24 protein-coding genes are annotated in these 26,107 nt (G+C 36.2%); 8 read left to right on the forward strand and 16 right to left on the reverse strand.

The features are described 5' to 3' along the window. The first annotated feature begins 129 nt into the window (after positions 1–129). Together RV17_RS09665 and RV17_RS09670 are read left to right on the forward strand one after the other, a co-directional pair. Positions 130–1,482 (forward strand): Mur ligase family protein, encoded by a 1,353-nt coding sequence (locus RV17_RS09665; protein ID WP_067482829.1) that lies wholly within the window; start codon positions 130–132, stop codon positions 1,480–1,482. Beyond that, complete coding sequence (locus RV17_RS09670) at positions 1,475–2,170, forward strand: type 1 glutamine amidotransferase (protein WP_067482831.1); 696 nt, start codon at positions 1,475–1,477, stop codon at positions 2,168–2,170. Before RV17_RS09665 ends, RV17_RS09670 begins: the two co-directional genes overlap by 8 nt. 92 nt (positions 2,171–2,262) lie before the next feature. Here RV17_RS09670 and manA read toward each other — a convergent pair whose 3' ends face one another. From manA to RV17_RS09700, 6 genes are all read right to left on the reverse strand, one after another. Beyond that, positions 2,263–3,219 carry a mannose-6-phosphate isomerase, class I gene (gene manA, locus RV17_RS09675; protein ID WP_067482833.1) on the reverse strand — a complete coding sequence of 319 codons (957 nt, stop codon included), beginning with the start codon at positions 3,217–3,219 and terminating at the stop codon, positions 2,263–2,265. Positions 3,220–3,257: 38 nt separating this feature from the next. Then, positions 3,258–4,283 carry a serine hydrolase domain-containing protein gene (locus tag RV17_RS09680; protein WP_071869104.1) on the reverse strand — a complete coding sequence of 342 codons (1,026 nt, stop codon included), beginning with the start codon at positions 4,281–4,283 and terminating at the stop codon, positions 3,258–3,260. Positions 4,284–4,514: 231 nt separating this feature from the next. After that, positions 4,515–5,351: a VOC family protein gene (locus tag RV17_RS09685; protein ID WP_071869105.1), complete on the reverse strand. Its 837-nt coding sequence runs from the start codon at positions 5,349–5,351 to the stop codon at positions 4,515–4,517. 761 nt (positions 5,352–6,112) lie between these two features. Then, complete coding sequence (locus tag RV17_RS09690) at positions 6,113–8,002, reverse strand: ABC transporter ATP-binding protein (RefSeq protein WP_071869106.1); 1,890 nt, start codon at positions 8,000–8,002, stop codon at positions 6,113–6,115. Then, entirely contained in the window at positions 7,999–9,726 is a 1,728-nt protein-coding gene (locus tag RV17_RS09695; RefSeq protein WP_071869107.1) for an ABC transporter ATP-binding protein, read from the reverse strand. Before RV17_RS09695 ends, RV17_RS09690 begins: the two co-directional genes overlap by 4 nt. A 15-nt stretch (positions 9,727–9,741) precedes the next feature. Continuing rightward, the gene (locus tag RV17_RS09700) at positions 9,742–10,395 is read right to left on the reverse strand and encodes a TetR/AcrR family transcriptional regulator (RefSeq protein ID WP_071869108.1); all 654 of its coding nucleotides are present in this window, start codon (positions 10,393–10,395) and stop codon (positions 9,742–9,744) included. A gap of 721 nt (positions 10,396–11,116) precedes the next feature. Here RV17_RS09700 and RV17_RS09705 point away from each other — a divergent pair. Continuing rightward, positions 11,117–11,737 (forward strand): FMN-dependent NADH-azoreductase, encoded by a 621-nt coding sequence (locus tag RV17_RS09705; protein WP_067482848.1) that lies wholly within the window; start codon positions 11,117–11,119, stop codon positions 11,735–11,737. A gap of 109 nt (positions 11,738–11,846) precedes the next feature. Here RV17_RS09705 and RV17_RS09710 read toward each other — a convergent pair whose 3' ends face one another. Together RV17_RS09710 and RV17_RS09715 are read right to left on the reverse strand one after the other, a co-directional pair. Then, entirely contained in the window at positions 11,847–13,016 is a 1,170-nt protein-coding gene (locus tag RV17_RS09710; protein WP_067482849.1) for an AI-2E family transporter, read from the reverse strand. Between the two features lie 9 nt (positions 13,017–13,025). After that, positions 13,026–13,379 (reverse strand): PTS glucitol/sorbitol transporter subunit IIA, encoded by a 354-nt coding sequence (locus tag RV17_RS09715; RefSeq protein ID WP_067482850.1) that lies wholly within the window; start codon positions 13,377–13,379, stop codon positions 13,026–13,028. 165 nt (positions 13,380–13,544) lie between these two features. On the opposite strand from RV17_RS09715, the gene RV17_RS09720 reads away from it, so the two are divergent. The 3 genes from RV17_RS09720 to RV17_RS13470 are packed head-to-tail and all read left to right on the forward strand — an operon-like array spanning position 13,545 to position 15,156. After that, entirely contained in the window at positions 13,545–14,561 is a 1,017-nt protein-coding gene (locus RV17_RS09720) for a lactonase family protein (RefSeq protein ID WP_067482851.1), read from the forward strand. A 32-nt stretch (positions 14,562–14,593) separates the two neighbouring features. Further along, complete coding sequence (locus RV17_RS09725; protein ID WP_067482853.1) at positions 14,594–14,944, forward strand: hypothetical protein; 351 nt, start codon at positions 14,594–14,596, stop codon at positions 14,942–14,944. Between the two features lie 50 nt (positions 14,945–14,994). Next, complete coding sequence (locus RV17_RS13470; protein WP_086270684.1) at positions 14,995–15,156, forward strand: hypothetical protein; 162 nt, start codon at positions 14,995–14,997, stop codon at positions 15,154–15,156. A gap of 677 nt (positions 15,157–15,833) precedes the next feature. On the opposite strand, the gene RV17_RS09730 is transcribed toward RV17_RS13470, so the two are convergent. The 6 genes from RV17_RS09730 to RV17_RS09755 form a co-directional block, all read right to left on the reverse strand. Further along, complete coding sequence (locus tag RV17_RS09730) at positions 15,834–16,268, reverse strand: hypothetical protein (protein ID WP_071869109.1); 435 nt, start codon at positions 16,266–16,268, stop codon at positions 15,834–15,836. Positions 16,269–16,361: 93 nt separating this feature from the next. Then, positions 16,362–18,224 carry an LTA synthase family protein gene (locus RV17_RS09735; protein ID WP_071869110.1) on the reverse strand — a complete coding sequence of 621 codons (1,863 nt, stop codon included), beginning with the start codon at positions 18,222–18,224 and terminating at the stop codon, positions 16,362–16,364. 133 nt (positions 18,225–18,357) lie between these two features. Next, on the reverse strand, positions 18,358–19,515 hold the full coding sequence (locus RV17_RS09740) for an NAD(P)-dependent oxidoreductase (protein WP_071869111.1): 1,158 nt from the start codon (positions 19,513–19,515) through the stop codon (positions 18,358–18,360). Between the two features lie 132 nt (positions 19,516–19,647). Continuing rightward, positions 19,648–20,484 carry a Cof-type HAD-IIB family hydrolase gene (locus RV17_RS09745; protein WP_067482862.1) on the reverse strand — a complete coding sequence of 279 codons (837 nt, stop codon included), beginning with the start codon at positions 20,482–20,484 and terminating at the stop codon, positions 19,648–19,650. Between the two features lie 322 nt (positions 20,485–20,806). Next, complete coding sequence (gene nadE, locus RV17_RS09750) at positions 20,807–21,631, reverse strand: ammonia-dependent NAD(+) synthetase (protein ID WP_067482866.1); 825 nt, start codon at positions 21,629–21,631, stop codon at positions 20,807–20,809. A gap of 25 nt (positions 21,632–21,656) precedes the next feature. Further along, on the reverse strand, positions 21,657–23,129 hold the full coding sequence (locus RV17_RS09755; protein ID WP_071869112.1) for a nicotinate phosphoribosyltransferase: 1,473 nt from the start codon (positions 23,127–23,129) through the stop codon (positions 21,657–21,659). Between the two features lie 257 nt (positions 23,130–23,386). Between RV17_RS09755 and RV17_RS09760 the strand changes: the two genes are divergently transcribed. Continuing rightward, positions 23,387–23,617, forward strand: a complete 231-nt coding sequence (locus tag RV17_RS09760) for a hypothetical protein (RefSeq protein ID WP_067482870.1) — start codon at positions 23,387–23,389, stop codon at positions 23,615–23,617. Positions 23,618–23,755: 138 nt separating this feature from the next. On the opposite strand, the gene RV17_RS09765 is transcribed toward RV17_RS09760, so the two are convergent. Both RV17_RS09765 and RV17_RS09770 read right to left on the reverse strand, forming a co-directional pair. Continuing rightward, the gene (locus tag RV17_RS09765) at positions 23,756–24,112 is read right to left on the reverse strand and encodes a DUF1827 family protein (RefSeq protein ID WP_067482872.1); all 357 of its coding nucleotides are present in this window, start codon (positions 24,110–24,112) and stop codon (positions 23,756–23,758) included. 23 nt (positions 24,113–24,135) lie between these two features. Continuing rightward, a complete protein-coding gene (locus RV17_RS09770) occupies positions 24,136–24,984 on the reverse strand; it encodes an HAD-IIB family hydrolase (protein WP_071869113.1) in 849 nt (282 codons plus the stop codon). Positions 24,985–25,106: 122 nt separating this feature from the next. On the opposite strand from RV17_RS09770, the gene RV17_RS09775 reads away from it, so the two are divergent. Beyond that, a complete protein-coding gene (locus tag RV17_RS09775) occupies positions 25,107–25,868 on the forward strand; it encodes a MerR family transcriptional regulator (RefSeq protein ID WP_071869114.1) in 762 nt (253 codons plus the stop codon). Positions 25,869–26,107: the final 239 nt, after the last annotated feature.

Genomic DNA, 26,107 nt, shown 5'->3' on the forward strand with positions numbered 1-26,107 from the left:
TTTTAATTAACTTCCTCTGTAAAATCCCCCATTTCTTAAGAAAAAGAAAAGCAATTTAACCTTTTTTTCAACATGTGGTATGATAAGTTGAATTTACTCGTCAACACGACGTTTTTTGGAGGTTACATAATGGGAATACGCAGTCAATTTGCGATTGCAGTTGGGAAATCATCACAATGGGCATTGAAAACATTTTTTAAGGGTGGCTCAAGCTTACCTGGTAAGCTTGCTCTTAAAATAGATCCGCATATTTTAGATAGTTTAGCCAAAGATTATGAAGTAGTTGTCGTAACTGGAACAAATGGAAAAACATTGACCACTGCTTTAACTGTTAATATTTTGCGTCAACAATTTGATGAAGTTTTGACAAATCCAACTGGTGCAAACATGGTTCAAGGAATCGTTTCAACATTCTTACAAGCCAAACCAAAAAAAGGACAGAAAAAATTTGCTGTTCTCGAAATTGACGAAGCTAGCTTGAGTAAAGTGACAGAATATATGAAACCTGAACTATTTTTATTCACAAATATTTTCCGTGACCAAATGGATCGTTACGGTGAAATTTATACAACGTACAAAATGATTGTTGACGGTGCTGCAAAAGCACCAAATGCAACGATTATTTCAAATGGTGACTCACCAATTTTCAATTCGGTACAAACAGTCAATCCAAACAAATATTATGGATTTGATCACGAAGAAGATCATGAACAAATGGCTCACTACAACACAGATGGCGTTCTGTGTCCAAAATGTCATCATATCTTACATTATAAAATGATCACTTATGCGAACTTAGGGAAGTATTATTGTCCAAATTGTGACTTTAAACGTCCTGAACTTGATTATCGTTTAACTGAGATGATTCGTATGGATAATGTTTCTGCTGATTTTGTCATTGATGGACATGAGTATGGTATCGAAGTTGGTGGAATGTATAACGTGTATAATGCGTTAGCTGCTACAGCTGTGGCTGAATATTATGGTGTCGCACCAGAAAAAATCAAACAAGGTCTGGGTTATGATGAAAAAGTCTTCGGCCGGCAAGAAACGATAACAATCAATGACAAGAAATGCACATTGATCCTTGTTAAAAATCCGGTTGGAATCAATCAAGTAATTGATATGATTGGTCTTGCGCCTTACCCGTTTTCATTAGTTTCCCTACTAAATGCGAATTATGCTGATGGAATTGATGTCAGTTGGATTTGGGATGGCAACTATGAAAACTTCGCAACTATGGCTATTCCAGCAGTTATCTCTGGTGGAGATCGCCATACAGACATGACTTTGCGCTTAAAAGTTGCGGGTATTCCAGAAGAAAAATTAACGGAAACAAAAGAAATTCCTGAAGTAATTGAAAAAATCAAAACACTTCCAACCGAACATGTTTATATTCTAGCGACTTACACCGCTGTTTTGCAGTTGCGTAAAGAATTGGCAAATCAGGGATATATTAAGGGAGGCATGAATAATGGCTAATTATGAATTAACTATTGCGCACCTGTATGGTAATTTAATGAATACTTACGGGGATAACGGAAATTTATTGATGCTCAAATACGTTGCCGAAAAAATGGGCGTGACTTTCAATTCTGAAATCGTCAGCATCCATGAACCTTTTGATGAAAAAAAATATGACTTAGTCTTTTTCGGTGGTGGGCAAGACTTTGAACAGCTGATTATTTCAGAAGACATTCAAGACAAGAAAGAATCTTTGACAAACTATATTGAAAATGATGGTGTCATGCTTGCGATTTGTGGTGGCTATCAATTACTTGGTCACTATTACATGGGCGCTAATGGTGAAAAAATCCAAGGAATCAGTGCTTTAGATCACTACACACTTAGCCAAGACAACAATCGTTTTATCGGAGATATTGTTATTCACAATGAAGAATTTGACGAAACTTATTATGGATTTGAAAATCATAATGGACGAACTTTCTTAGGTGAAGGTGAACGTCCTCTTGGGAAAGTCGTTCAAGGAGAAGGAAACAATGGCGAAGATCAGTCTGAAGGAGTTATTTACCGTAATGTTTATGGTTCTTACTTCCATGGTCCTATCTTAGCACGTAATGAACACTTAGCTGAACGCTTGATTCGCCTAGCTTTAGAAAAGCGTTATGGAAAAGAGTTAGATTTGCCAACTGTGACAACAAAAATGTAGCACCTAGCATTTCATACAAAAAACTCAAACAAAAAGAATGAACCAAAGCGAAATTCGCGTTGGCTCATTCTTTTTTGCATTCTTTCAATCAATTATTTCTTTTCACCGGGAACAGAAGCAATAATTGCTAACTCACCTTGGATCGTCCATTCTTTGACGCCATCAGGAATGATGCAGCTTGTCCCTTTTTCCAATGAATAAGTTTTTCCATCAACCACTAACTCGCCAGCGCCAGCAATTACTGTCATCAGCGTATAAGGTGCTTGTTTTTTAAATGACATGATGCCTTTAACGTCCCATTCATAAACGTTAAAGAATTCTGTTTCTAGATACGTAACTACGGAAGAATTGCCTTCACGAATTTCTTTTACGTGTAATTCTGGCGTTTTCGCTGGAACAGTTGTTACATCAATTGATTGTTGGATGTGTAATTCACGGGTATTTCCTTGATCGTCTTTGCGATCGTAATCATAAACACGGTAAGTCGTATCTGAACTTTGTTGTGTTTCTAAAATCATGATTCCTTTACCAATTGCGTGGATTGTTCCACTTGGTACATAGAAGAAATCACCTTTTTTCACAGGAACACGTTTCAATAAATCATCCCAACGACCTTCTTCAATCATTTTCGCAAGTTCTTCACGTGTTTTTGCGTGATGACCATAAATGATTTCTGCGCCTGGCTCTGCATCAATGATGTACCAGCACTCTGTTTTACCTAGTTCACCTTCATGTTCCATTCCATATGTATCATCTGGATGGACTTGAACAGATAATTCATCTTCTGCATCTAAAATTTTAATTAGTAATGGAAAAACTGGTTCTGTGGGGTGACCGAATAACTCTTTATGATTTGCCCAAAGGTCATCTAATTTTTGACCTTTAAATTCGCCATTTTCAACGATACTTACACCATGAGGATGCGCACTGATTGCCCAGTCCTCTCCAATTTTGTCACTAGGAATGTCAAATCCAAATACAGAACGTAGGCGACTTCCTCCCCAAATTTTTTCTTGGAAAACTGGTTTTAAAAACATAGGTTCTTGCATAATTCAAACTCCTCTCAACTTTCATAGCTATTATAGCACTATTTTTGTAAGAACGCTTTCTCTTTCAGATAAGTTTCAACAATTTCATCACGACATTCAAGATAGGCTTCACGCGCATCATTTGGATGAATACGGTTGGATAAAAAGATAAAGCCTTCTTGACTAATAACATCAATTAACAGGAACGTTCCTGTATATCCCGTGTGGAAAAGTATCGGATGTTGATCCTTTTGATCTAATTTAAGAGCCCATCCTAATGATCGCTGTCCATTTTTTTCAGGTGTATGATCTTGAAGTAATGACTCAATCGTTTGGGTAGTCAAAAATTGTCCCCCATTGACTTTTCCTTTAGCCAAATACATTTGAACAAAAGAAATGCTATCTTCTAAATCCAAAAATAACCCTGCATTTCCAGCATGTTCAGCTAAAATTCTTGCTTTAGGGTCATGAGTGATTCCTCTTAAAACTTCTCCAGAGGGTAATTGTTCAGTAGGAACGATTTTTTTAGATGGAAAAGGTAAAAATAAACTATTCATCATTCCTAAAGGTTCAAGAACTTGTTCTTGAAATAATTCAACCGCTGGCTCTTGATAAATTTCTTCCAACATCAAACCAAGCAAGATCGTCCCTGCATCAGTATATTTTACCGTTTTGCCTAACTCAGCTCCAGGTTGCAATGTTAAATAAGCAGCAATCAACTCTTCTTGTGTTAATGAATCTCGGTCAGGTATCCAAGTTTGAATATCTGAAGTGTGCGTCAATAAATGACGAATGGTAATTGTCTGGTTTTCAAATGCTGGTAAATAGCGCTGGAGCGGTTGATCCAAGTCAAGTTTACCGTCTTCCCACAATCGTAAAACAAGTGTTGTGGTAGCGATGACTTTCGTTAACGATGCTGCATCAAAAAGTAAGTCTTCTGACATCGGTTGTGTATCAGGAACAATTTGGGCTTGTCCTGCTGCAAATGATTCGACTTTTTCTTGTTTGATAAAAGCAGCTACAACACCGGGGTAAAAACCTTCCGCAAGTTTAGTCAAAATCATTTGTTTTGTTTCTGGATACATGTTCTTTCCTCATTTCTACTCAAAGAATCTCTTTGAAGGATTTGATCATTCATACAGCACAAGCATATATTTTTCTGGGTAGTGAAGCAAGCTGTTTCAGTTGATTTCTTTCGATTACTTTGTTTAAAAAAAATAAGAGAAGCCATCCAGCTACTCTTGTCCTTTATCAAAATGATTGCAGTCAGCACTATCGTTAAGAAATTATTTTTTGGCTGACTCCAATCTATTTAGCTATTTTTTAGGATTGCTGACAAACCACCACTCGATACCAATTGCATCATACACAGTGATGACTGATTTTTTCTTATCTACGAAGAAATCAAGATTTTCAGCTTGTAAATGTTCAATCAATGTTTCCATGTTTTCTGGTGTCACGACAAATTTCAAGAAGTCTAATCCTAAAACCTCATCTGTTGGTAAGTCGATTGTTCCACCTACTGCTTGGTTCAAACCAACATGAAAATCGCCTTCGTTCAGTACATGCAGACCATTTTCTTCGTTATGTACTTTTAGTCCGAGTACATGACTCAAAAATTGGCGCTCTTTCGCTAGGTCGCTAACATTCAAATGAATTTTTTCAAAATAGGCACCTGATGTTAACTTTGTGAATTTTTCTTCAGATTTTCGCAGTAAAGCTTCTTGATCCATTACTTCAGGTTCTGCTTTTTCAGCATTTTTTTCTTCGTAATAAATTTCAAGTTCGTTACTTTCTGGGTCAACTAATAAGATTCCCATACGTGCTTGATCTTCCAGTGCATCTTTAATTGGATAATTTGTTTTACGGATACGGCATAACATATCTGCCATTTCTTCCACACTTGGAATGACCAAAGAAAAGCGACTCAACTTTTTGATTTCACCTGTGTGATTGTTCGCACGTGGGCTTTCTTCTAGTAAAAGCATTTCACTGTCACTATCTTGTGTACCAAAAATAGCCAACTCATTTTCTTCACGCTTCAAATCAAAACCAACTGTATCCTTATAAAAAGCAATCATTTTATCGCGATCTTTGACTCGGATAGCCACACTTTTTAAATAGGTAGTAGCCCCCAATTTAAAATCTTTCATTTATTCTACTCCCCTTCTGCGTCAAATTATATTTTAACGATGGATGTCACTTCTTTCAAGCAATAACTAAGAATTTGTGAAATTTATTTAGTCCGAGAGTAACATCAATCTCCATTTTCTTCAAGAAAATCAAAAAAATTGGCGGAATCTAACAAATAACTTTTCCTGAATACAGCTTTTTTAATTATTTTTCGTTGCCAATCAGTTGGTTATTTCAAATAAATATGAAAAAGGGATGTGACAATCCTTCTGTCACATCCCTTTTTAGAATAAACGGTGTTCCCAAAGCAACTCCTCGAAATAATTCACAACTGTACAAAGATATGAAAAGCTATTTTTGTCAGTTGCTCATTATTTTTTCGAAGCTAATCGCTTGGTACCACAACCTCTATTCATGGTGTTCTCCAAGCAGCTTCTTCGGCAATAAGTCCTCTTTTCATAAAAATATGGAAAACTATTTTTGGAAAAGCATCCTTATTGCTTGAAGCTAATCGCTTGACACCACAACCTCTATTCACGGTGTTCTCCAAGCAGCTTCTTCGGCAATAAGTCCTCTTTTCATAAAAATATGGAAAACTATTTTTAGAAAAGCATCCTTATTGCTTGAAGCTAATCGCTTGACACCACAACCTCTATTCACGGTGTTCTCCAAGCAGCTTCTTCGGCAATAAGTCCTCTTTTCATAAAAATATGGAAAACTATTTTTAGAAAAGCATCCTTATTGCTTGAAGCTAATCGCTTGGCGCCACAACCTCTTGTTATTAAGCAACTTCTTCAGAAAATTGACTATTATAAAGATCAGCATAAAAACCATCTTTAGCCATTAGTTCTTCATGGTTACCTGTTTCTACAATTGATCCATGATTCATCACAATAATATTGTCTGCATCGCGAATCGTTGACAAGCGATGCGCAACCACAAAACTTGTCCGATTTTCTAAGAGACGGTTCATTGCTCGTTGGATCAAAATCTCTGTTCGAGTATCAACACTTGAAGTTGCCTCATCCAGAATCAAGACATCTGGATTAGCCAAGAATGCGCGAGCAATCGTGATCAATTGGCGTTGTCCTTGAGAGATGTTACTTGCATCTTCATTTAAAATCGTGTCATATCCTTCTGGTAATTTACGAACAAAATCATCCACATGAGCAGCTTTGGCAGCGGCAATTACTTGGTCTTTTGTGGCTTGTTCATTTCCATAATGGATATTGTCATAGATTGTACCTGTGAATAACCACGTATCTTGTAAGACCATCGAGAATTTGGCACGCAACTCATCACGGGATAAGTCTCGAGTATCAACACCTTCATAGCGAATGCTTCCGCCAGACACATCATAAAAACGTTCCAACAAATTGATCAACGTAGTTTTACCTGCACCAGTTGGGCCAACGATTGCGACCATTTCTCCCGGTTTGACATTTAAGTTAAAATCGGTCATCAATAAGTTATCCTCAGTATAACCAAACTGTACATTTTCAAAGCGAACTTTATAGGGAGAATCTTCTTCTACTGGGAGTCCTGAAGGTTCATCTGTCATTTCAGCTTCGTCTAAGACTTCAAATACACGTTCTGCAGAAGCGACAGTTGATTGAATGGTATTCATTAAGCTAGCGATTTGAGTAATTGGTTGTGAGAATTGGCTTGTATATTGCAAGAATGCTTGAACATCCCCTAAAGAAACATTCCCATTTGCTACTTTAATCCCACCAAGGACAGCGACAAACACATAGCCTAAATTCTTAACAAAGTTCATCAATGGCATAATGATTGCCGAAATAAATTGGGCTTTCCAACCAGACGCATAAAGTTTTTCATTTTCAACTTCAAAAACTTCCTGATCTTTTCCAGTATGATTAAAGGTTTTAACAATCGTGTGACCAGCATAGGTTTCTTCTACTTGGTTATTCAACAAACCTAAACTCTTTTGTTGATCTGAAAAATATACTTGTGATTTTGGTGCGACGATCATCACAACGATTAAACTTAACGGAATCATTAGTAAAGCGACTAGTGTCAATTGCCAACTAATTGATAACATCATCACGATGACCCCAATCAGTGTAACTGTACTCGTTACAAATTGCGTCAAATTTTGTTGAAGGGTACTTGCAATGTTGTCCATATCGTTGATTGCCCGAGACATAATATCCCCATTCGTATGTGTATCATAATAAGAAATGGGTACTCGGTTCATTTTAGCTTCTAAGTCCTTACGCAAATCATAAACTGTTCGTTGTGAGACACGCGTCATAATAAATTGTTGTAAGAAACTAAACACGGCAGCAATAACATACATGACAATGACGGTCGCAATAATTTGGCCGATTTTATCAAAGTCAATTGGAAATTCAGTCACTTTTTGACCTTGCTGCATCTGTTTCGCGCCAATCATGACGCCTTTAAAAATTTCAGTTGTTGCACGACCTAGAACTTTCGGCGTTTGGATTTGGAAAATCACTGCCGCAATTGCCAAGACAAATACTAAAACAATCGCAATTAGTCGTTTTGACATATAGCTAAAGAGGCGGCTAACTGTCCCCCAGAAGTTTTTTGCTTTTTCTCCTTTTGCACCAATGTTACGCCCAGGTCCATGACCACCTCCGCCACGCATTGATCCATGAGAGGATTGTGTTTTTTCTTTACTCATGCTAAGTCCTCCTCTCTTAATTGCGAACGAACAATTTCCGCATAAGTTTCATTTGTTTCTAGCAGTTCTTTATGTGTTCCTTTACCAACTAACTTGCCTTCATCTAAAACTAAAATCGTATCAGCATCCATGACGGTACTTACGCGTTGCGCTACTAAAACAGTTATACTGTCGGTCATGTCCTGTTTCAATGCTTGACGAAGTTTTGCATCTGTTTTGAAATCAAGCGCAGAAAATGAATCATCAAATACATAAACATCTGCTGGTTTGACTAATGCGCGAGCAATCGCTAACCGCTGTCTTTGTCCACCAGAAAAATTTCCTCCACCTTGTTCAACATGACTATCTAGCCCGTCTTCCAACTCAGAAACAAACTCTTTTGCTTGAGCAATTTCTAATGCTTTCCAGATCATTTCATCCGTTGCGTCAGGTAAGCCATATTGCATGTTTTCCCGAATCGTTCCAGAAAATAAAATCGCTTTTTGTGGAACGAAACCAATCAAATCACGCAAGTTTTCTTGAGTCATTTCGCGAATATCCGTTTGATTTAAACGAATTTCGCCTGATTCAATTTCATATAGTCGAGGAATCAAATTCACTAACGTTGTTTTACCAGAACCAGTTCCACCGATAATCGCAACGATTTCCCCTGATTTTGCACGAAAATCAATATCTTCAAGCGCTAATTTTTCTGCACCACGATAACGATAATCCACATGGTCAAAATTCAACGTTGCAGACTTTCCGGCAAGCGTTACTTCTTTTGGATTTTTTGGGTCCGTAATATCGATATCTTCGTCTAATACTTCATTGATCCGATCAGCAGAAGCTTGCGCACGAGGAACCATGATAAAGATCATTGATAGCATCATGAAACTAATTAGGATTTGCATCGCATAAGTCATAAAAGCAATTAAATTCCCAACTTCTAAATTCATTTCAGCTATGTAGTGTCCACCAAACCAAGTAATTGCTACGTTTGTTCCACTCATGATTAGCGTCATCAACGGCATCATCAATGCAACAATTGAGTTCACGCGAATCGCCGTGTTTGTGTAATCTTTATTTGCTAAATCAAAACGGTTCTCTTCAAACTTTGTTTTATCAAACGCACGAATCACGCGGACACCCGTTAAGCCTTCACGGAAAACTAAGTTCAAGCGGTCCGTTTTCTTTTGCATACTCTTAAACAACGGAACCGCAAAATACATAATACCGCCAACTAAAACTAACATGATTGGGATAACTACCAAAAAGATTTTTGTTAACTCTTGATCTTTTTGATAAGCAAGAAAACTTGCCCCTATCAATGTAATAGGTGCGTTGATCATCATCCGTAAAAACATTTGAACAACCATTTGAATTTGTGTCACATCATTTGTTGTTCTCGTAATCAACGAGGCTGTTCCAAATTTATCAAAGCCATCATTTGTTAGATTTTCTGCCTTTTGATAAACATCTGAGCGTAATTTTTTCCCTAATTTTTGTGACTCACGCGTCGCAAAAAAAGTATTTCCAATAGCAGCTAAAATACTAATCAATGAAAAGCCAATCATGACAAAGCCAGTCTGCCAAATATAGTCAATGTCTCCTTTAGCTACCCCTTTATCAATAATGTTGGATGTCAATGTTGGTAAATATAAGTCTGCCAAAACTTGAACAACCATAAAACCAACTGCGGCAATGGCAGAAGTAATGGAAATTCGTTTAATAATTTTCAGCATCTATTCCCCTTCTTTCTACTTATAGGCTCCCTCTTTCAACCAAGAAAGCTTTAACTTAAATTCTTCGATTGCTTGTTCAACTGAGTAGTCTTTCGTCACTGAAAGTGATTTGTATGAATGTGTAATCGTTGAAAAAACAGCATTCATCAACAGTGATATCAGCAGCTCTAATTCGTGTGAATCTCTTACTTTTAGTTTTGTTTGATCAATCACTTCTATTAAAGCTTGAGTATCCTGCTTATGTCTTTTATGTGGCATTTTTTTTGCCTTTTCCTCTTCAGAAAGATGAGGAGTCACTTTACGTGAAGCGCGATAATCCATGTTCATGAATAAGTGTCGATAAAATGCAGAATTTTCTCCTGCTAAGATTTCGCGAATCATCTTTTCAAAATAAAGCTCGAAGCCTTCAAAAAGATCTCCATGAACTTCTTTCATCAAGTTTCGCATATCTCGCGAACTATCACGTCGCAGTGTCTCAAAATAATAGAAGTACAGATCCTCTTTATTTTCAAAATATTGATAAAAACTACCACGTGGTATCTCAGCTAGTTTCACGATATTAGCAATTGACGCATCCTTTAACGGCACACGTGAAAACTCAGCATTCGCAGCGGCTAATAATCGTTGTTGCTTTTCCTTTGGCAAATGAAAAAATGTTTGTGTTGGCATAGTCCTCCTCCTTTCGTTTCTTCGCCCAAATGACGCGTTGTCATATGACGCTATGTCATTATAACACCAGCAGACTGTTTTGCAAGTTTTTTACATTATTTTTTTCCTTTATTTCAACTGCAAAAAAGAAACAGTACATCCGTTAAACGAATGCACTGCTTCTTTTAAAAATAAGTGAGTAAGGGTTTCCCACCTTTTACGTTTGAGTTCGTTCATTATTTGCCTAAAAGAAAACCCGTTTGCCAGCCAGACGAACTTAGAATATGAGAAGTCTCTTCGGCTATCTTTTTGTAAAAACAATGAACTAACAGCAACTCTAATGAAAGAGTGATGATTTGCTACGACTATGTAAAAAAATCAGCTCTTCCACTTGTGGGGTTATTTGAGATGTTCATCCCAAATCAACATGGTGGAATAACTAAATTATAGCCATGCAAATCAATCATTTCCAATATACTTTTACCGATGTCGAGGTAAATAAATCTAAACAAACTGGCCTTTAGTTGAAGTTTTTTTATTTTTTTACACTTGATTTCAGTATGCTTTTGTTTTGGCTCCACCAAATGGATCAGTAAAAAAAGAATGAGTAGTAAAAAAGAAAAGCAGCTAAATGAACTATTCTTTGTTTTTAAACCTTGATAGCCTTTTCTTTTTCGATTAAACTAGCTTTGTTAGTCTTGAACATAACAAGTATGTTTACAAAAAAGGAGATTGAATCATTATGTCATCAGTATTAATTGTCAAAGGTCATCCTTTAACTGCTGAAGAATCACGCTCAGTTAAAGCTCTTTCTACATTTCTAACTAGCTATAAAGAAAGTCATCCAGAAGATGAAATCACTATTCTTGATCTTTACCGTGATGATATTCCTGAAATTGACGAAGAATTATTATCTGGTTGGGAAGTTCTTCGTACTGGAGCCGACTTCTCAGAATTAACTGAAAAGCAACAACATAAAATCGCGCGGTTTAACGAATTAACTGAACAATTTCTAGCTGCTGATAAAATCGTCATTGCCAACGCACTTTGGAACCTAAATATTCCAACACGTTTAAAAGCTTGGTTTGACACGGTCAACGTAGCTGGTAAAACATTCAAATATACAGAAAATGGTCCTCAAGGTTTAGTTCAAGGAAAGAAAGCTTTACACATCCAATCAAATGGTGGTATTTATCAAGGCCAAGATTTTGCTTCACAATATGTTAAAGGAATCTTGAACTTTATTGGAATTGACGAAATCGATCAATTATTTATCGAAGGAATCGACTACACACCTGACCGTGCAGAAGAATTGATGCAAGAAGCACTAGACAAAGCTACTCAATTAGGAAAAGATTTCTAAGCAAAACAGATCTCTTTTACAACAAAAAAACAGCAAACAACAATCTAGTTTTCGATTGTCGTTTGCTGTTTTTATTTATGTTTCTTTTTTTGATTTTTAAGATAGTTGCCTATTCTTTTTTCGGCGTTTCAACTGGATCGTCTTCATATAAGGAAGAAATCGTTGTGTACCATTCAAAAATATGCGTGATGATTACTTTGGCTGCCGCATAAACAGGTATTCCCAAAATAACTCCCACAATTCCAAACAGTTTTCCAGAAGTCAATAAAACCAATAAAATCGTTACTGGATGAATCGCTAATTGATTCCCTAAAACTAATGGTGAAATCAATCGTCCTTCGATCGTTTGCTCGGCAATAAAGACGATAATCACTTTCACCAACATCAAAGGCCCTGCTACAATCCCAAGAAAGACTGCTGGAATCATGGCTAAAAATGAGCCAAGGTACGGAATTAGATTCAAGAATCCTGCAACAATACCTAACGTCACTGAATATTCCAATCCAATAATCGAAAAACCAATGATAAACATGATTGCCACAGCAAAAGCCACAGTCAATTGACCTCTTATATAAGAAGATACTTGATCGTTCATTTCACTTAATACTTTCAAAGTTGGTTTTCTCATACGTGTTGGTAAGAATTTAACAAAGTAAGGTGCTAATTGACGTCCATCTTTCAATAAATAAAACAAGATAAATGGCATCGTCATAATTGCCACAATGACTGTCGCTACCGCTCCTACGATACTTCCAACACTTTGAACGGTCGTTTTTGAAAGGTTCTTAATCAAATCGCCGGCAGAATTAATAATTTTATCCCCCGCAGTCTCAAGTTGTTCACGAAATTGATTAAACAAAGGATCGCGTAAGATTTCTGTTAATTTATCATCTATCGTGTCGACATATTGTGGGAAATTACTAGCAAAGCTAACTGATTGCTCTTGAATTTTTGGCACAATCACTACGATTCCCCAAACGATTAGCGCCACCACAACGACAAATAAACCAATAATACTGTAAATTCTGGGAATCTTTTTCTTCTCTAAATAGTCCACCACAGGATTCATCAAATAATATAAAATACCCGCTAAAATAATTGGTAGGCCAACGATAGCTAAGAATTGCCACACAGGTTCAAATAGGTATGACACTTTCGTAAAAAGAAAGACGATTACTAATAAAAGCAGAACAACTAATAAGGCCGTTACTACTTGATTATTTAAAAACCATTTCCAAAACCAGGAAATTGGTTTTCCTTTTTTATTTTTCTCCTCCATATGTCCCTCCTACTGATAATAAATTTGTGTTCCCAAATGAATTTCTGGAAGTTGATAAGGATTCAAATACACACCATTAACAATCGTATTTTCTGGTTGATGCTCGTCAAACACTAACGTTACATGACCAACTGTTTCCAGATTTTGATTAGCAGTCGTTCCGACATGTTCAATCGTATATTCTTGTTCATCAAATCGAATTGTTTTTCCAGATTCTAGCTTAAAGGGTTCTTTATTTAAAAATTCTTGGATAATCGAGTAGTTTCGTAAAGTAGTTGTTGCTGTGTTGTTGAATAAAATCAGCATTGGTTCTTTTTCATTAATTGCTTCTGGTCCAATTTCTACTACATTGGCTTGAATCATCTTGATCTCTCCTTTGATTACTATCACAATGAACAGTGTTTTTCTTCATACAGCGTATTTTTACGCTCAAAAATATTATAGCATATTCTCTTTCATTATCCGCCAAGAACAGTTGTATGCTAAAATAAAAAAGAAAACAATTTCATTTTTTTAGGAGGGAATCAAATGATTGAAAAAATCATTTTGGGTACTTATACACGCCGAGTAAGTGAAGGAATTTATACAATCGATCTTGATACTGAAAAAAAAGAATTATCTGGACTAACTTTAGCAACTAAAGAAGTGAGTCCCACCTATTTAGCAAAGAGTAAAGCAGAGAATCTATACACGGTCACAACAGTTGATGGATTAGGTGGCGCAGGCGCATACGATTCAACGTATCAATTTTTGAATGCGGTAACAGAAGAAGGAGCACCTCTTTGTTATGTAGCAGTAGATGAAACTCGTCAGCTGGTTTATGGTGCAAATTATCATAAAGGTGAAGTAAATGTTTATCGTATTTTAGATAATGGTGGTATTGAAGCTGTCGAATCTCTTTATCATCAAGAGGAAACTGGACCACATAAAAATCAAGACCACGCACATGTCCACTACACTGATTTAACACCTGACCAACGTTTAGTTGTTTGTGATCTTGGAACTGATCGAGTGTACACTTATGATGTTGCAGAAAATGGAAAGTTAACTCTAGCAGCCACTTTTGTAGCTGAACCTGGAACTGGCCCCCGTCATTTAGTTTTCCATCCGACACAGCCAATTGCTTATTTATTTGGTGAATTAGACAGCACCGTAAGCGTCCTCGCTTATCAAGAAAATGGTTCATTTGAAAAGTTACAAAAAATTTCAACTTTACCAGAAGATTTCACAGGTGAAAATGGCGGTGCTGCTATCCGAATTTCAAATGACGGCCGTTTCTTATATACTTCTAATCGTGGACATAACTCAATCGCAGTCTTTGAGATTTCTAGTAATGGTGAACAGCTTTCTGCTATTCAAAATATTTCAACAGAAGGTGATTTTCCTCGTGACTTTGCCTTAAATTCAACAAATGAGTTTTTAGTTTGTGCAAATCAAAATAGTGATAACTTAACTTTATTCACACGTGATGCTCAAACCGGAAAGTTAACATTACTACAAAAAGACATTTATGCACCTGAGTGTGTGTGCGTCTATTTCGACTAAAATCAACCTATTTTTCAAAGGAGGAAATTTTTATGATTCAAAAATCAGCTGAAGAGTATCTATTAGACAACCTTTCTGAACTTTATAATAAGTGTCTTCCCTTGTACGAATTGATTACTAGCCCACGCTATGAAAAAAATCGAGTTATTGTTGTGACGAACGAGCTATACAGCCTCGCTCAAACAGCAAAATTATATACTCAGCTACATCCAGAATTGCAAATCAAAGAAGTCAGCAAATTTTTTGATGCTTTTCATCAGTTTTATGCTGAACTCAAGCAAGTCTTCTTCAATGAAGATTCTAATACCGCTTTGCTTTATAGCAAATTGACCATTATGAAACAAAACTTTGAACATTTAACTGCTATTTTTCACAGCTTATAAATGAACCTAGTAATAACTATAGATGAATGATGAAGAAAGAAGCGAAGAACATGAACCAACAAGAAGTGTTAGATCGTTTGCGAGAAGATTTGCAGATTCCTTTTTTTCAGGGGAAAATCGAAGATAAAGAGTATACTGAAGCAGACTATCAACAACTAAAGAAAAATCTGGAAGATTATTTTGATAACTACGTCAGGAATGTTGAAAACTGAAAAAGGTTGTGACGCAAAGTGGTTAGCTTCAAGTAATAAGGAATCTTTTCTAAAAATAGCTTCTCATATTTTTAAGAAAAGAGGACTTATTACCGAAGAAGCTACTTTGAGAACACCGTGAATAGAGGTTGTGGTTCCAAGCACTCAACTCCAAACAGATAATGAGCAGGTACTCAAAATAGCTTCTCATATTTTGAAGTGAATGCACGTTATATGGAGGAGTTGCTTGGGGAACACCGTAAATAAAGGTCGTGAAAGAAGTGTCTAGCTTAAATAAATAAGAATAAATTTCCAGAAATTGTTTTTCAAATTTTGCGAAATTTAGACTTATTTAGCAGGAGTTACTTCTTGAACACCGTGAGTAGAGCTTGTGGCACAAAACGTCTAGCTCCGACTAGATAACAATCAACTGCCCAAAATAGCTTTTCATATTTTGGGCTAGTTGTGAATTATCTGGCGGAGTCGGACGCTTTGTACCACAAGCTTTTTTATTATACATTGAATTTTTGAGCATCAAAAAACCACCGAGTTGGTTAGGCTCGGTGGAAAAGGCTACTTACTCAATGAGAGTAAATAAAGGTTGTTGTTGGTTATGCTTTTATCATATAGCAGTGAACAACTCTTATCATAAAAAAAACGTTATATTTAGATTAAATAACTCTAGTTTTATCTTTAAATTATTTTTTCATCAAAAGATTGGTCATTTTTTGGATTGCTAGTGAAATATCATCTGTTGCTTGGTCTTGTTTCTTTTCTGAAGCTTCAAATAAATCCGTATCAATTCCCTTTTCTACGTTAATACTTTGAATCATTTCTTCACAACCAGCTACATAAGAAAGATAGGCACGTTCAAATTTTTTGTGAATCCCCATCACTTTTGCTGGAGGACGTAACGTACTAACTTTTTTCAGCATAGCTCGGTATTGCTTAGTTCCAGCTTCAAACAATTGAACAACTTCTGTTAATTGTTCTGAATTTAATTCTGCCACTTTCTTTTCATCAATTGCTTGACGAATCATTTCGTATTTGGGATGCATTTGCTCGCCAATTTCTTCCGTTTGTTTCACAATGTTATCGACTGATTGAACATAATAACCAATATTTGGTAACATGAAATTCCCTACTTTCTCCGTTTATCTATCCTTTATTGTACCTGTTTTTACTATTTTATGACAAGCTTATTTCTCGCCTTGTTTCTTTTCACTTCAATCACTATTTTCAAAAAAACTAGCCTGTAAACTATATTGTTTACCAGAAACGATGTCATATTGAATCATTTGATAGTCTTCATATAATTTTTTTTGTTGCTCATTCAGTTGTGCCTCTTTACGCCACTGCCCATTTTGATAATATAAGCCCCTTTCAAACGCAGGTAAAACTTGCTCCATTTCCAATAGCAATTGATAGAACCCTGTTGTTGCTTGATTCGTTTGTTCCAATAAGTTAGCTGCAAAATAAAATGGACTACTGATTGCATCATGAGTAGCTTGATTTGTTAATTTTCCTTCGCTATCAAACATTAAAAATTGTGTTTCATGTAAAGTCTGCTCATCGTTTGCTCCTTGCACTACTTCTGAGTAAATACCAGGAAGATGATCTCCCCAGAAAACAACTAGGGTTCTTCGCGAAACATCTTGTAAACTATCAACAAATTCCTTCAGTGCCTCACTGCTATAGGCAACGTCCTGCAAATAGTTGGTTAAATTATCGGTGTCACTGCCGTCACTTGCCTGAGCATCGTAAGCAATATCTGAATACTTTCCACCATAAGGCATATGTGTTTGCATCGTTACTAGATGAACAAATTGTGGTGAATCTTGCTGTTTTAAAATAGATAAAACTTCTTGATAAGCGGCTTTATCTGAAATATAAGGATTGTTTTGGAGTTTTTCTGTGTAATTCATTTCTTTTTCACTGATAAATGAATCAAATCCCAAAACATCATACACATCTTCACGCTTATACATTGATGTGTTATAGGGATGAATCGCTGTTGTTTGATAATTTTGCGCTGCTAGATTGGAAACCAATGATGGAAATTTTGTCATTTTAGGAACTAACATCGTGTACGGAGTTGTTAATTGTGCATTAAATAGTTCCATTGAAAAACCAGTTAACGCTTCAAACTCAATATTTGCAGTTCCACCCCCATAATTTTGGGACAACATTTTGCCACTATAGGTTTGATTCGCAATGTCATAATAATCTTGCAGTGGATTTCCTGAAACTTCGATTCCGTTTAAGTGACTAGGGTCAGAAAAACTTTCGCTCATCACATAAACGATGTTTGGTTGCTCTTCTTCAACTGTTTGATTTTTCTTATCAGCTATTTGTTGATAATTCTTAGTGATTTCTGCCACTTTCGCTTTGGAATAGCCTTTTGGTTCATCCATTGCTTCAACTTGTAGATTGTAAAGAAACCCGCCAATAAATCCTGTATTATAGTAGTTCATTTTCTGACTATAAGGAATCCACAAAGCTGTTTTGTTGTACGCTTTTCGTAAGAGATTATTCGGGTTATTAAAACTACCAATGTACATCAATAGAATAGCAGATAAAACGAAGACAGTTCCTCGTACGACCTGAAAACGACGCCCTTTTTTGAAACTCCGGTATAGCCCCCAAGCAAATAAAATGATTACTAAACCAGTAATTCCCATTAAAATAAAAAATGTCGTTCCCCCTGCCATCTCTTTCAACAAACTAAGTTCCGTAATCATTTTGATGTCATCAGGATAAATAGGCTCTTGTCGATAACTCATTTTTAAATAGTCAGCAACACCTAAAATGCCGATAATCGTTGTATACAAAATAGATCCAACCAGAACCGATCCTGCAACACTGCTGAGGAAGGCCAGAAAAACGAATAAAACTAAGCAAGCTAAAATAAACTTTTCTGTATGCCAAGAAAACGCAAATTTCAATGCTAAGTCATAGGACAAATCATTTTGGCACCATTGTAAAAATAAATTACTCAATACAACTAAAGCGATCACGCCAATCGTAGTCAAACTAATTCGAATGATACTCTTTTGTTTAAGTGAAAGATTATTTATTCTTTTCTTCAATTAATTGCTCCTTCATCGCCTACTTTATGAACTTAAACGATTATTTTAAATTTGACTCACTCTCTTATTTTAGTAGCATCAAATTTGAAAGTAAAGCGGTCATCGGCTAATTAAAGAAATAAAAATAACTTGATTAAACTTGTGGACGCACTAATAACCGTACACGTTTAACATCCGCAATCGTTTCTAACTGACGGTTAGCTTCTAATAAATTTTTGACATCTGTACTCTCAATGTCAATCAGTGTATAAACGTAATCCTCTTTCTGGTTACGCGTCATATTACCAATTGGTAAATCATTTTCCTCCAAAATTTTAAAAACTTCCGATAAGATTCCTTGTCTTTTTTGATAAAAAATCGTAAAACGATACGGCGCACGAAAGACCATTCGCACAGCTGGAAAATTCACCGATGAACGAACTGTTCCAAACAGCAGATAGTTTCGTAATGCTCGAACAGCTTCCCGACTGCTATCCGCTAAAGCTTCTTTTGTGGACCCACCAATGTGCGGAAGCATCATGATTTTTTCATTTCCTAAAAATTCTTGTGCTGGAAAATCTGTTATGTATTTTGCCAGTTTTCCATCCTCAATCACTTGTAAAAGTGCTGCATTATCTACAATTCCACTTCGTCCCACATTAATTAAAATAGCCTCTTCTTTCATTAAAGATAACTCTTCTTTCCCCAACAGCCCATTTGTTTCCGGCGTTGAAGGTAGCATAATCACGACGAAATCAGACAATCGTAAAATATCCGGCAAGGGTAATTGCTCAACATAGTCTAACTCGTGATTTCTTCTAGCATAGCCTAAAACTTCCATGCCTAATTCATAACAAATTCGAGCAACTTCTCTTCCAATTGAACCTAATCCAAGTAAACCAATCACTTTTCCTTGTAATTCTTGACCTACAAACGGTTTTCGGTTTGCTTCTGCTTGCTCTAACAAGTCTGCTCCCTCTAAAGCTTGAACCATCTCGCTTGCTTTGATAACCGGGCGAACAGATAAAAACAAACAGCTTAATACTAGTTCTTTGACTGCATTTGCATTAACGCCAGGCGTATTCATCACAATCGTGCCATTTTCGGTGGCTTTTTGTACCTGGATCGTGTTGACCCCAACACCAGCTCTTGAAATTGCTAACAATTCTGATCCAATCCAGTCTTCTTCAACAATAGAACTTCTTACTAGTAAGCCGTGCGCATCCTTTTTATCTGTCCGTTCAAAAAATGGCTCTTCCAATTGTTTCATCTGTTCCGTGGCAATATCATCAACTAAAGAAATCCGGTACATAAAATCGCCTCCTTTTTATCAGTATCTCTGATTACAGAAATTTAGACAAGAATTAACTTCTATTAATCAACCATTGTTATCCAATTAGCTTCCCAAGCAAAATAATTTATTTTCTTCACTTAAAAAATACAATCAAATTTCTTGCAAAAGAATCTGATTCAACAATACTTTTGACACACCATTTTCATCATTAGTCGCTGTTTGGATGGTTGCCCCTTTAGTCACTTCTTCCGGTGCGTTGCCCATTGCCACTCCCATTCCAGATAATTTGATCATAGGCAGATCGTTAAAGTTATCTCCAATTGCCATCGTGTTTTCTAAAGGAATTTGATAGTGGTTTGCCACAATCGTTAACGCTTTTTCTTTCGATACTTGATAGTGAGTAACTTCCAGATAATTTTCCTTTGATAAATAAAACGAACTAGTTTCCAGATTTAATGATTCGCAAACTTCCTTTAGTTGCTCAATTTCTGAAGTTGATCCTATCAATAATAGCTTATGAACTGGCAGTCTTTGTTCTAAAAGTAATTGGTTAAGATTGGCTACAATTGGTTCAAGTTTCGTGATTGCAGCTTCTTGCTCTACCCACTCGTCAACTGACTCCACATACCAGTCGCTTCCTGAATACAAACTAATTGAGATAGTTTTAAATTTTTTCGTTAAAAGTTCAATGAGCTGAAGTGTTTCTCCTACATTCAATTCTTGACTAAAAATTTGTTGAAACGGGTCGTCTTCTCCTTCTCTGACAATCAAAGCACCATTGTAACAAGCCATTGGGTATTCAGTGATTTCCAATACTTTCGCAATGTCATGCATTCCTTTAGGAGATCTGGCAGATGCCAAAACAAAAGGAATATTTCTAGCTTTTAGTTGTTTCAAACGACCAGCTAATTTGTTATCAATTCTGTGTTCGCTAGTTAAAATCGTTCCGTCAATATCACTCATTACTAGTTTGATTTCTTTTCTCATTTTCGTTCACCTTCTAAATAATTATTTTTAATTTTTTATAATCAAAATCGACTGCTCGTGTTTCATCGCTTAGCCAATCTGTACAATCACACATTTTTTTAAAATTTATAATTGGCTTTTCCTTCAAGCTTACTCGCCCTTATGAATCATTCAAACCTTATTCAAATCCTATTTTTTAAACTAGCTTGTTCTCTTCTTTTATTATAACGGTTTCTGTAATTCTCTGTCTCATTTATCGGCATTTGCGAGCATAGCTAGCTCAAATAAGTAAAAAAGAAGTCGGAAGATTTAAAAATCCTCCGACTTCTTTTACAGCTTTGTCTTACTTCCAAAAATCATCAAAAACCGTAATTGGTAGATGACGTTTATGTTTTGTTTTATCCCACCAAGCTTCAAGGGTTTCTTGTGCATGTTCAGGAATTTCTTTTCCTTCTAAATAATCATCAATTTGATCATAAGTGACACCTAAAGCAACTTCATCTGCAATTAATGGTTTCCCATCTTCCAAGTCCGCCGTTGGAATTTTTGTATACAATTCTGCTGGCGCACCTAGTTCTTTTAACAGAGCTTTTCCTTGTCGCTTGTTCAAACGAAAAAGTGGTAAAATATCTGCCCCACCATCACCAAATTTTGTAAAGAATCCTGTAATATTTTCTGCAGCATGATCTGTTCCCAAGACAGCACCAAATTTTGCACCAGCAACACCGTATTGAGTAATCATTCGTTGACGTGCTTTGATATTTCCTTTATTAAAATCACTGATTTCAACACCTGCTTCACTCAATGAGGCAACTTGTGCATCCACAGCAGGTTTGATATCAACACGTAAACTCACATCGGGCTGAATAAAATCCAATGCAGCTTTTGCATCTTCTTCGTCAGCTTGTTCGCCATAAGGTAAGCGAACAGCAACAAATTGATAACTGTCATCTTGTGTTTCTTCACGCATTTCAGCCATTGCTAACTGTGCTAAACGACCAGCTAAAGTTGAATCTTGTCCACCACTGATTCCTAAAACAAATGTTTTGATAAATGGGTATTTTTTTAAGTAGTCTTTCAAAAAGTCCACACTTCGACGAATTTCTGTTTGTGCATCAATTATAGGTTTCACACCTAGTTCTTGAATAATTTCTTGTTGTAAACTCATGTTTGTTCCCCCTCAGTGATTTCAATCATGCTTCATTGTGTAGATCAGCAACGCTTTTTTTCATTCGTTCCATAATAGACATCTTGTGATTCCAGCACTCTGTTGATAAATCAACTGGATACTTTTGTGGGTTCAAATCACGTTTATATTCTTCCCATAGAGAGTCCAAGTTCTCACGTGCATAGTCTTTAATTTCATTTAGCGAAGGTAATGAATAGACCAACTTTCCTTCAACAAAAATATCTTGTAACATCGGACGTGCCGAAAAATCACGTACCGTTTTATTGATGAACGTATGAACAGGATGGAACATAAAGATTTCCTCTTCCTTGCGAGGATCTTCATTCCATAACGTGACATAGTCTCCTTCAGATTTTCCGTCAAAATTTCGTGTAATACGCCAAACCTGTTTTTTCCCTGGCGTTGTTACTTTTTCTGCATTACTAGATAACTTGATGGTATCAATCATTTTTCCTTCTTCGTTTTCAATAGATACTAATTTGAAAACAGCCCCTAGTGCAGGTTGGTCGTAAGCTGTAATCAACTTAGTGCCCACACCCCAAACATCGATTTTTGCTTTTTGCATTTTTAAATTTAGAATCGTTGCTTCATCTAAGTCGTTAGAAGCATAGATTTTTGCTTCAGTAAAGCCTGCTGCATCTAATTGTTCACGCACACGTTTTGAAATATACGCCATATCACCACTATCAATGCGAACACCTTGGAAATTGATTTTATCACCCATTTCTCTCGCCACTCGAATCGCACTTGGCACACCTGACTTCAACGTATTATACGTATCTACTAAAAAGACACAGTCTTTATGTGTTTTCGCGTAAGCCATGAAAGCATCATAGTCATTTCCATATGACTGAACTAATGAATGAGCATGAGTTCCACTCGCAGGAATACCAAAAATTTTCCCAGCACGCACGTTACTTGTCGCATCGGCACCACCAATGAAGGCTGCACGTGTTCCCCAAACCGCCGCATCAAGTTCTTGCGCACGTCTTGTTCCAAATTCCAATAGTGGATCGTCACCAATAACGGATTTGATTCGGGCTGCTTTCGTAGCAATCAATGTTTGGAAATTGACCATATTCAGCAGTGCTGTTTCGACCAACTGGCAATGTGCCAACGGTCCTTCGACTTGAATAAGTGGTTCATTGTTAAAGACGATCTCGCCTTCAAGCATTGAACGAACGGTTGCTTTAAATTCAAATTCTTTTAAATAAGTAAGGAAGCCTTCTGGATAGTTACCCACTTCTCGTAAGTAGTCAATATCTGATTCACTGAAAGTTAAGTTTTCTAAATATTGAACTAAACGTTCCAGACCAGCAAAGACAGCATAACCATGGTTAAAAGGCATTTCTCGAAAGTAACATTCAAAAACGGCATGTAGATCTGCACGACCTAATTCCCAGTATGTCTGCATCATATTGATTTGGTACAAATCAGTGTGTAGCGTCAAACTGTCATCTGGGTAAATTTTATTCATCTGTTTAATACTCCTCTTGGCAATTTTTCATTTCCTAACCATTATATCAAAAAAACGAAATAGGAAAAGAAAACTTGATTTTTTTCCGAAAATATCAGCTTGATATTCTTTATTCCTTTTCATTTTTTCTTTGATGAATTGATTGACAGAGAAACGAACATATGTTCTAATAAATTTGTTGAAGACTTCAATTCATTGTAGTTATCCATTCATTTATTCGCGCAATCTACTTGGACAGTATAGATAAGGAGGCTGTTATGCGTACAATTACACAGCACTTTGAAACAGTTATTATCACTGCTTATATCGCAAAGCAAAAAATTATTGTTGAACGTTTGGACCATAGTTATGCAGAAGGATTGGTTCAACCAAGCATCACACCTGATGGCTTCTATCTTGATGAACATTTTATCCAGTGGGAACAGATTTCAACAATTTGCTTGGCTGAACAATATTTTCATTTTTGGAAGGATATCGTTCAAAAATAAAAAGAGTCTGGGACAAAAGCAGCCTAAATAGAAAAAAAGCCTAAAATTCGTTTTTTAAAACGTTGATTTTAGGCTTTTTTGCATTGAAAGATAGATTAAGAACGACTGAATTTTTAGTTTCGTCCCAGTCCCTTTTTGTTAGGCATTTGTTACATTTTGTTCAATAATCACAATATCTTTATTTGGACGTTTGAATTGAAGGCCAGCCCGTTCCAATTCTTGTTTGACACCAATGTGAACGGTCACATCTTCGCGTGCTACTTTCAAGATTCGACGAATAGCATAGTCGATTTCTTGCTTTGTAATTTTCTTTTTCGTATTAATCATCACCAACTGGATTTTATCATACGTATCTACATATAAAATTTGTGTACGATCTAGCGAATAGAACTTATAGTAGTTAATTGCCTGATTTCCAAAAAAGAAATCCACTATTTTTGGGTAAAATGTCTTGATATTTAGATTACTATTTATTGGTGTTTCAACTAATTTCATCTCATCCCTCTTTTTCTTTTTAATTATAAAATATGTTCAAAAATAAACCGGCCGACGCCACCTTCACTGCAACTAGGCGCAATCACATGACTACTTTCTTTCACATTGGTTGCGGCATTTTCCACAGCAACAGGCACATCAACAACAGCTAACATAGCCAAATCATTTTCTCCATCTCCGATACCATAGCTGGTTGCTAATGGATAATCAGATAAATAATTGGTGATGGCACTTCCTTTTGTACTATCAGGATGTACAATTTCCAAGGTTTTTATAAATGAATGGAACACAAGCAATTCTGTTTCTTGTAAAGAAGATCGAATCGCCTCGTGACGTGCATCATCTGCTTCCATCAATTCGATCTTGACCACGATTGTTTCAGGTCTTTCAGAAAGATACTTTGCGATATCTTCCGTATGTACGCAATCGTTTTCAAAATATTGTTCCTTGTAATCCATAATTCGTTTGCCTTGCTCCCCAAGTTTTTCTAATGATTCTCTCAAGGCACTTAGCTGTTTCGTGTACTCTTTCGTAGGTCTTATCACCACACCGTGATTTGTATGAATAAAGTGTAAAATTTCTTGTTCTTCTAAAATGTTGATTACTTCTGTTGTTTCTTGATGTGTCAGTGTACTAGTATAACGTTCAGGTTCGCCTATTTTCTTAATACCTGCACCATTTCCAAAAATAACATCACAATCAATTAATAATTCATCATTCATTTGTTTGACTAAGTCGTATCCGCGTCCGGTAACAAAAACAAAATGATCGCCTTTGGCTTGTAACGCTTGAATAGCTTCGCGATTAATCGGCGGAATTTCTTTTCCTAACTCTTGAAACGTTCCATCAATATCTGAAAAAACAATGTTCATTGATTTCTCCTTTTCCTTTTCTTATGAAATAGTATAACATAATTTTTAATAGGATTTTGAAATTTTTCCTTGACCTTCTCGTTACGTGAGGGAGTATTCTAGCAAGTGTCAGGAGGGAAAAAATGGAATATACAATCAAAAAAATAGCAGAGCTATCAGGTGTTAGCCCCCGAACATTACGTTTCTATGATGAAATTGGGTTGCTCAAACCAGCTAGGATTAACTCTTCTGGTTATCGCATCTATGGAGCAAATGAAATTGATCGACTCCAACAGATTTTATTTTATCGCTCACTTGAGTTCAAACTTGAACAAATTCAGGAATTACTAAACCAACCAGACTTTGATCAGCACCAAGCTTTACTTGAACATCAAAAACTTCTATTAAAAAAAAGAGCGCAAATTGACGCCCTTTTGACAACTGTACAAAAAACACTTACTAGTTACGAAGGAGGAATAACTATGTCAGACCAAGAAAAATTTGCAGGATTCAAGCAACAAAAAATCAGCGAAAATGAAGAAAAATTTGGGCAAGAGATTCGAGAAGCGTATGGCGAAAAAACAGTTGCGAAAGCCAATCAAAAATGGGCGAACATGACTGAGGAACAATTCCAAGCCATGCAAACAGTTGAGTCACAGCTTTTAGCTGATTTAACAACTTATCTTACACAGCCAGGAGTGGATCAACCACTAGCAAAAGCCATTTTTGACGCACATAAAAAATGGCTAACATTTAGTTGGCCTACTTATACGCCACAAGCTCACCAAGGATTAGGACAAATGTATGTGGCAGATGAACGTTTTACCGCCTATTATGATGAACGAAGTGGGAATGGTGCAACCCAAGCATTGAATGAAATCATTCAACATTACACCAGCAAATAATTATTACTTTCTGACCCTTATCAGTTATTGAAATAGGCGAAACATTTATTCCAATCCAATCTGTTCTAATTTTTACCGAAGAAAAAGACTGAGGTAGCTTACTCCAGTGCCCTCCAAAAGCCCAATTTTACAATTGAACTTTTTGAGGAATCACGTAAAGCTAATTCAGTCTTTTTTATTATTTCTAGCCTAACCTCTTACAATCACTAATTATTTTTGCTATTAGTTTGTTTAAACTT

The organism is Enterococcus thailandicus, from assembly GCF_001886265.1.
GTDB classification, from domain to species: domain Bacteria; phylum Bacillota; class Bacilli; order Lactobacillales; family Enterococcaceae; genus Enterococcus_B; species Enterococcus_B thailandicus.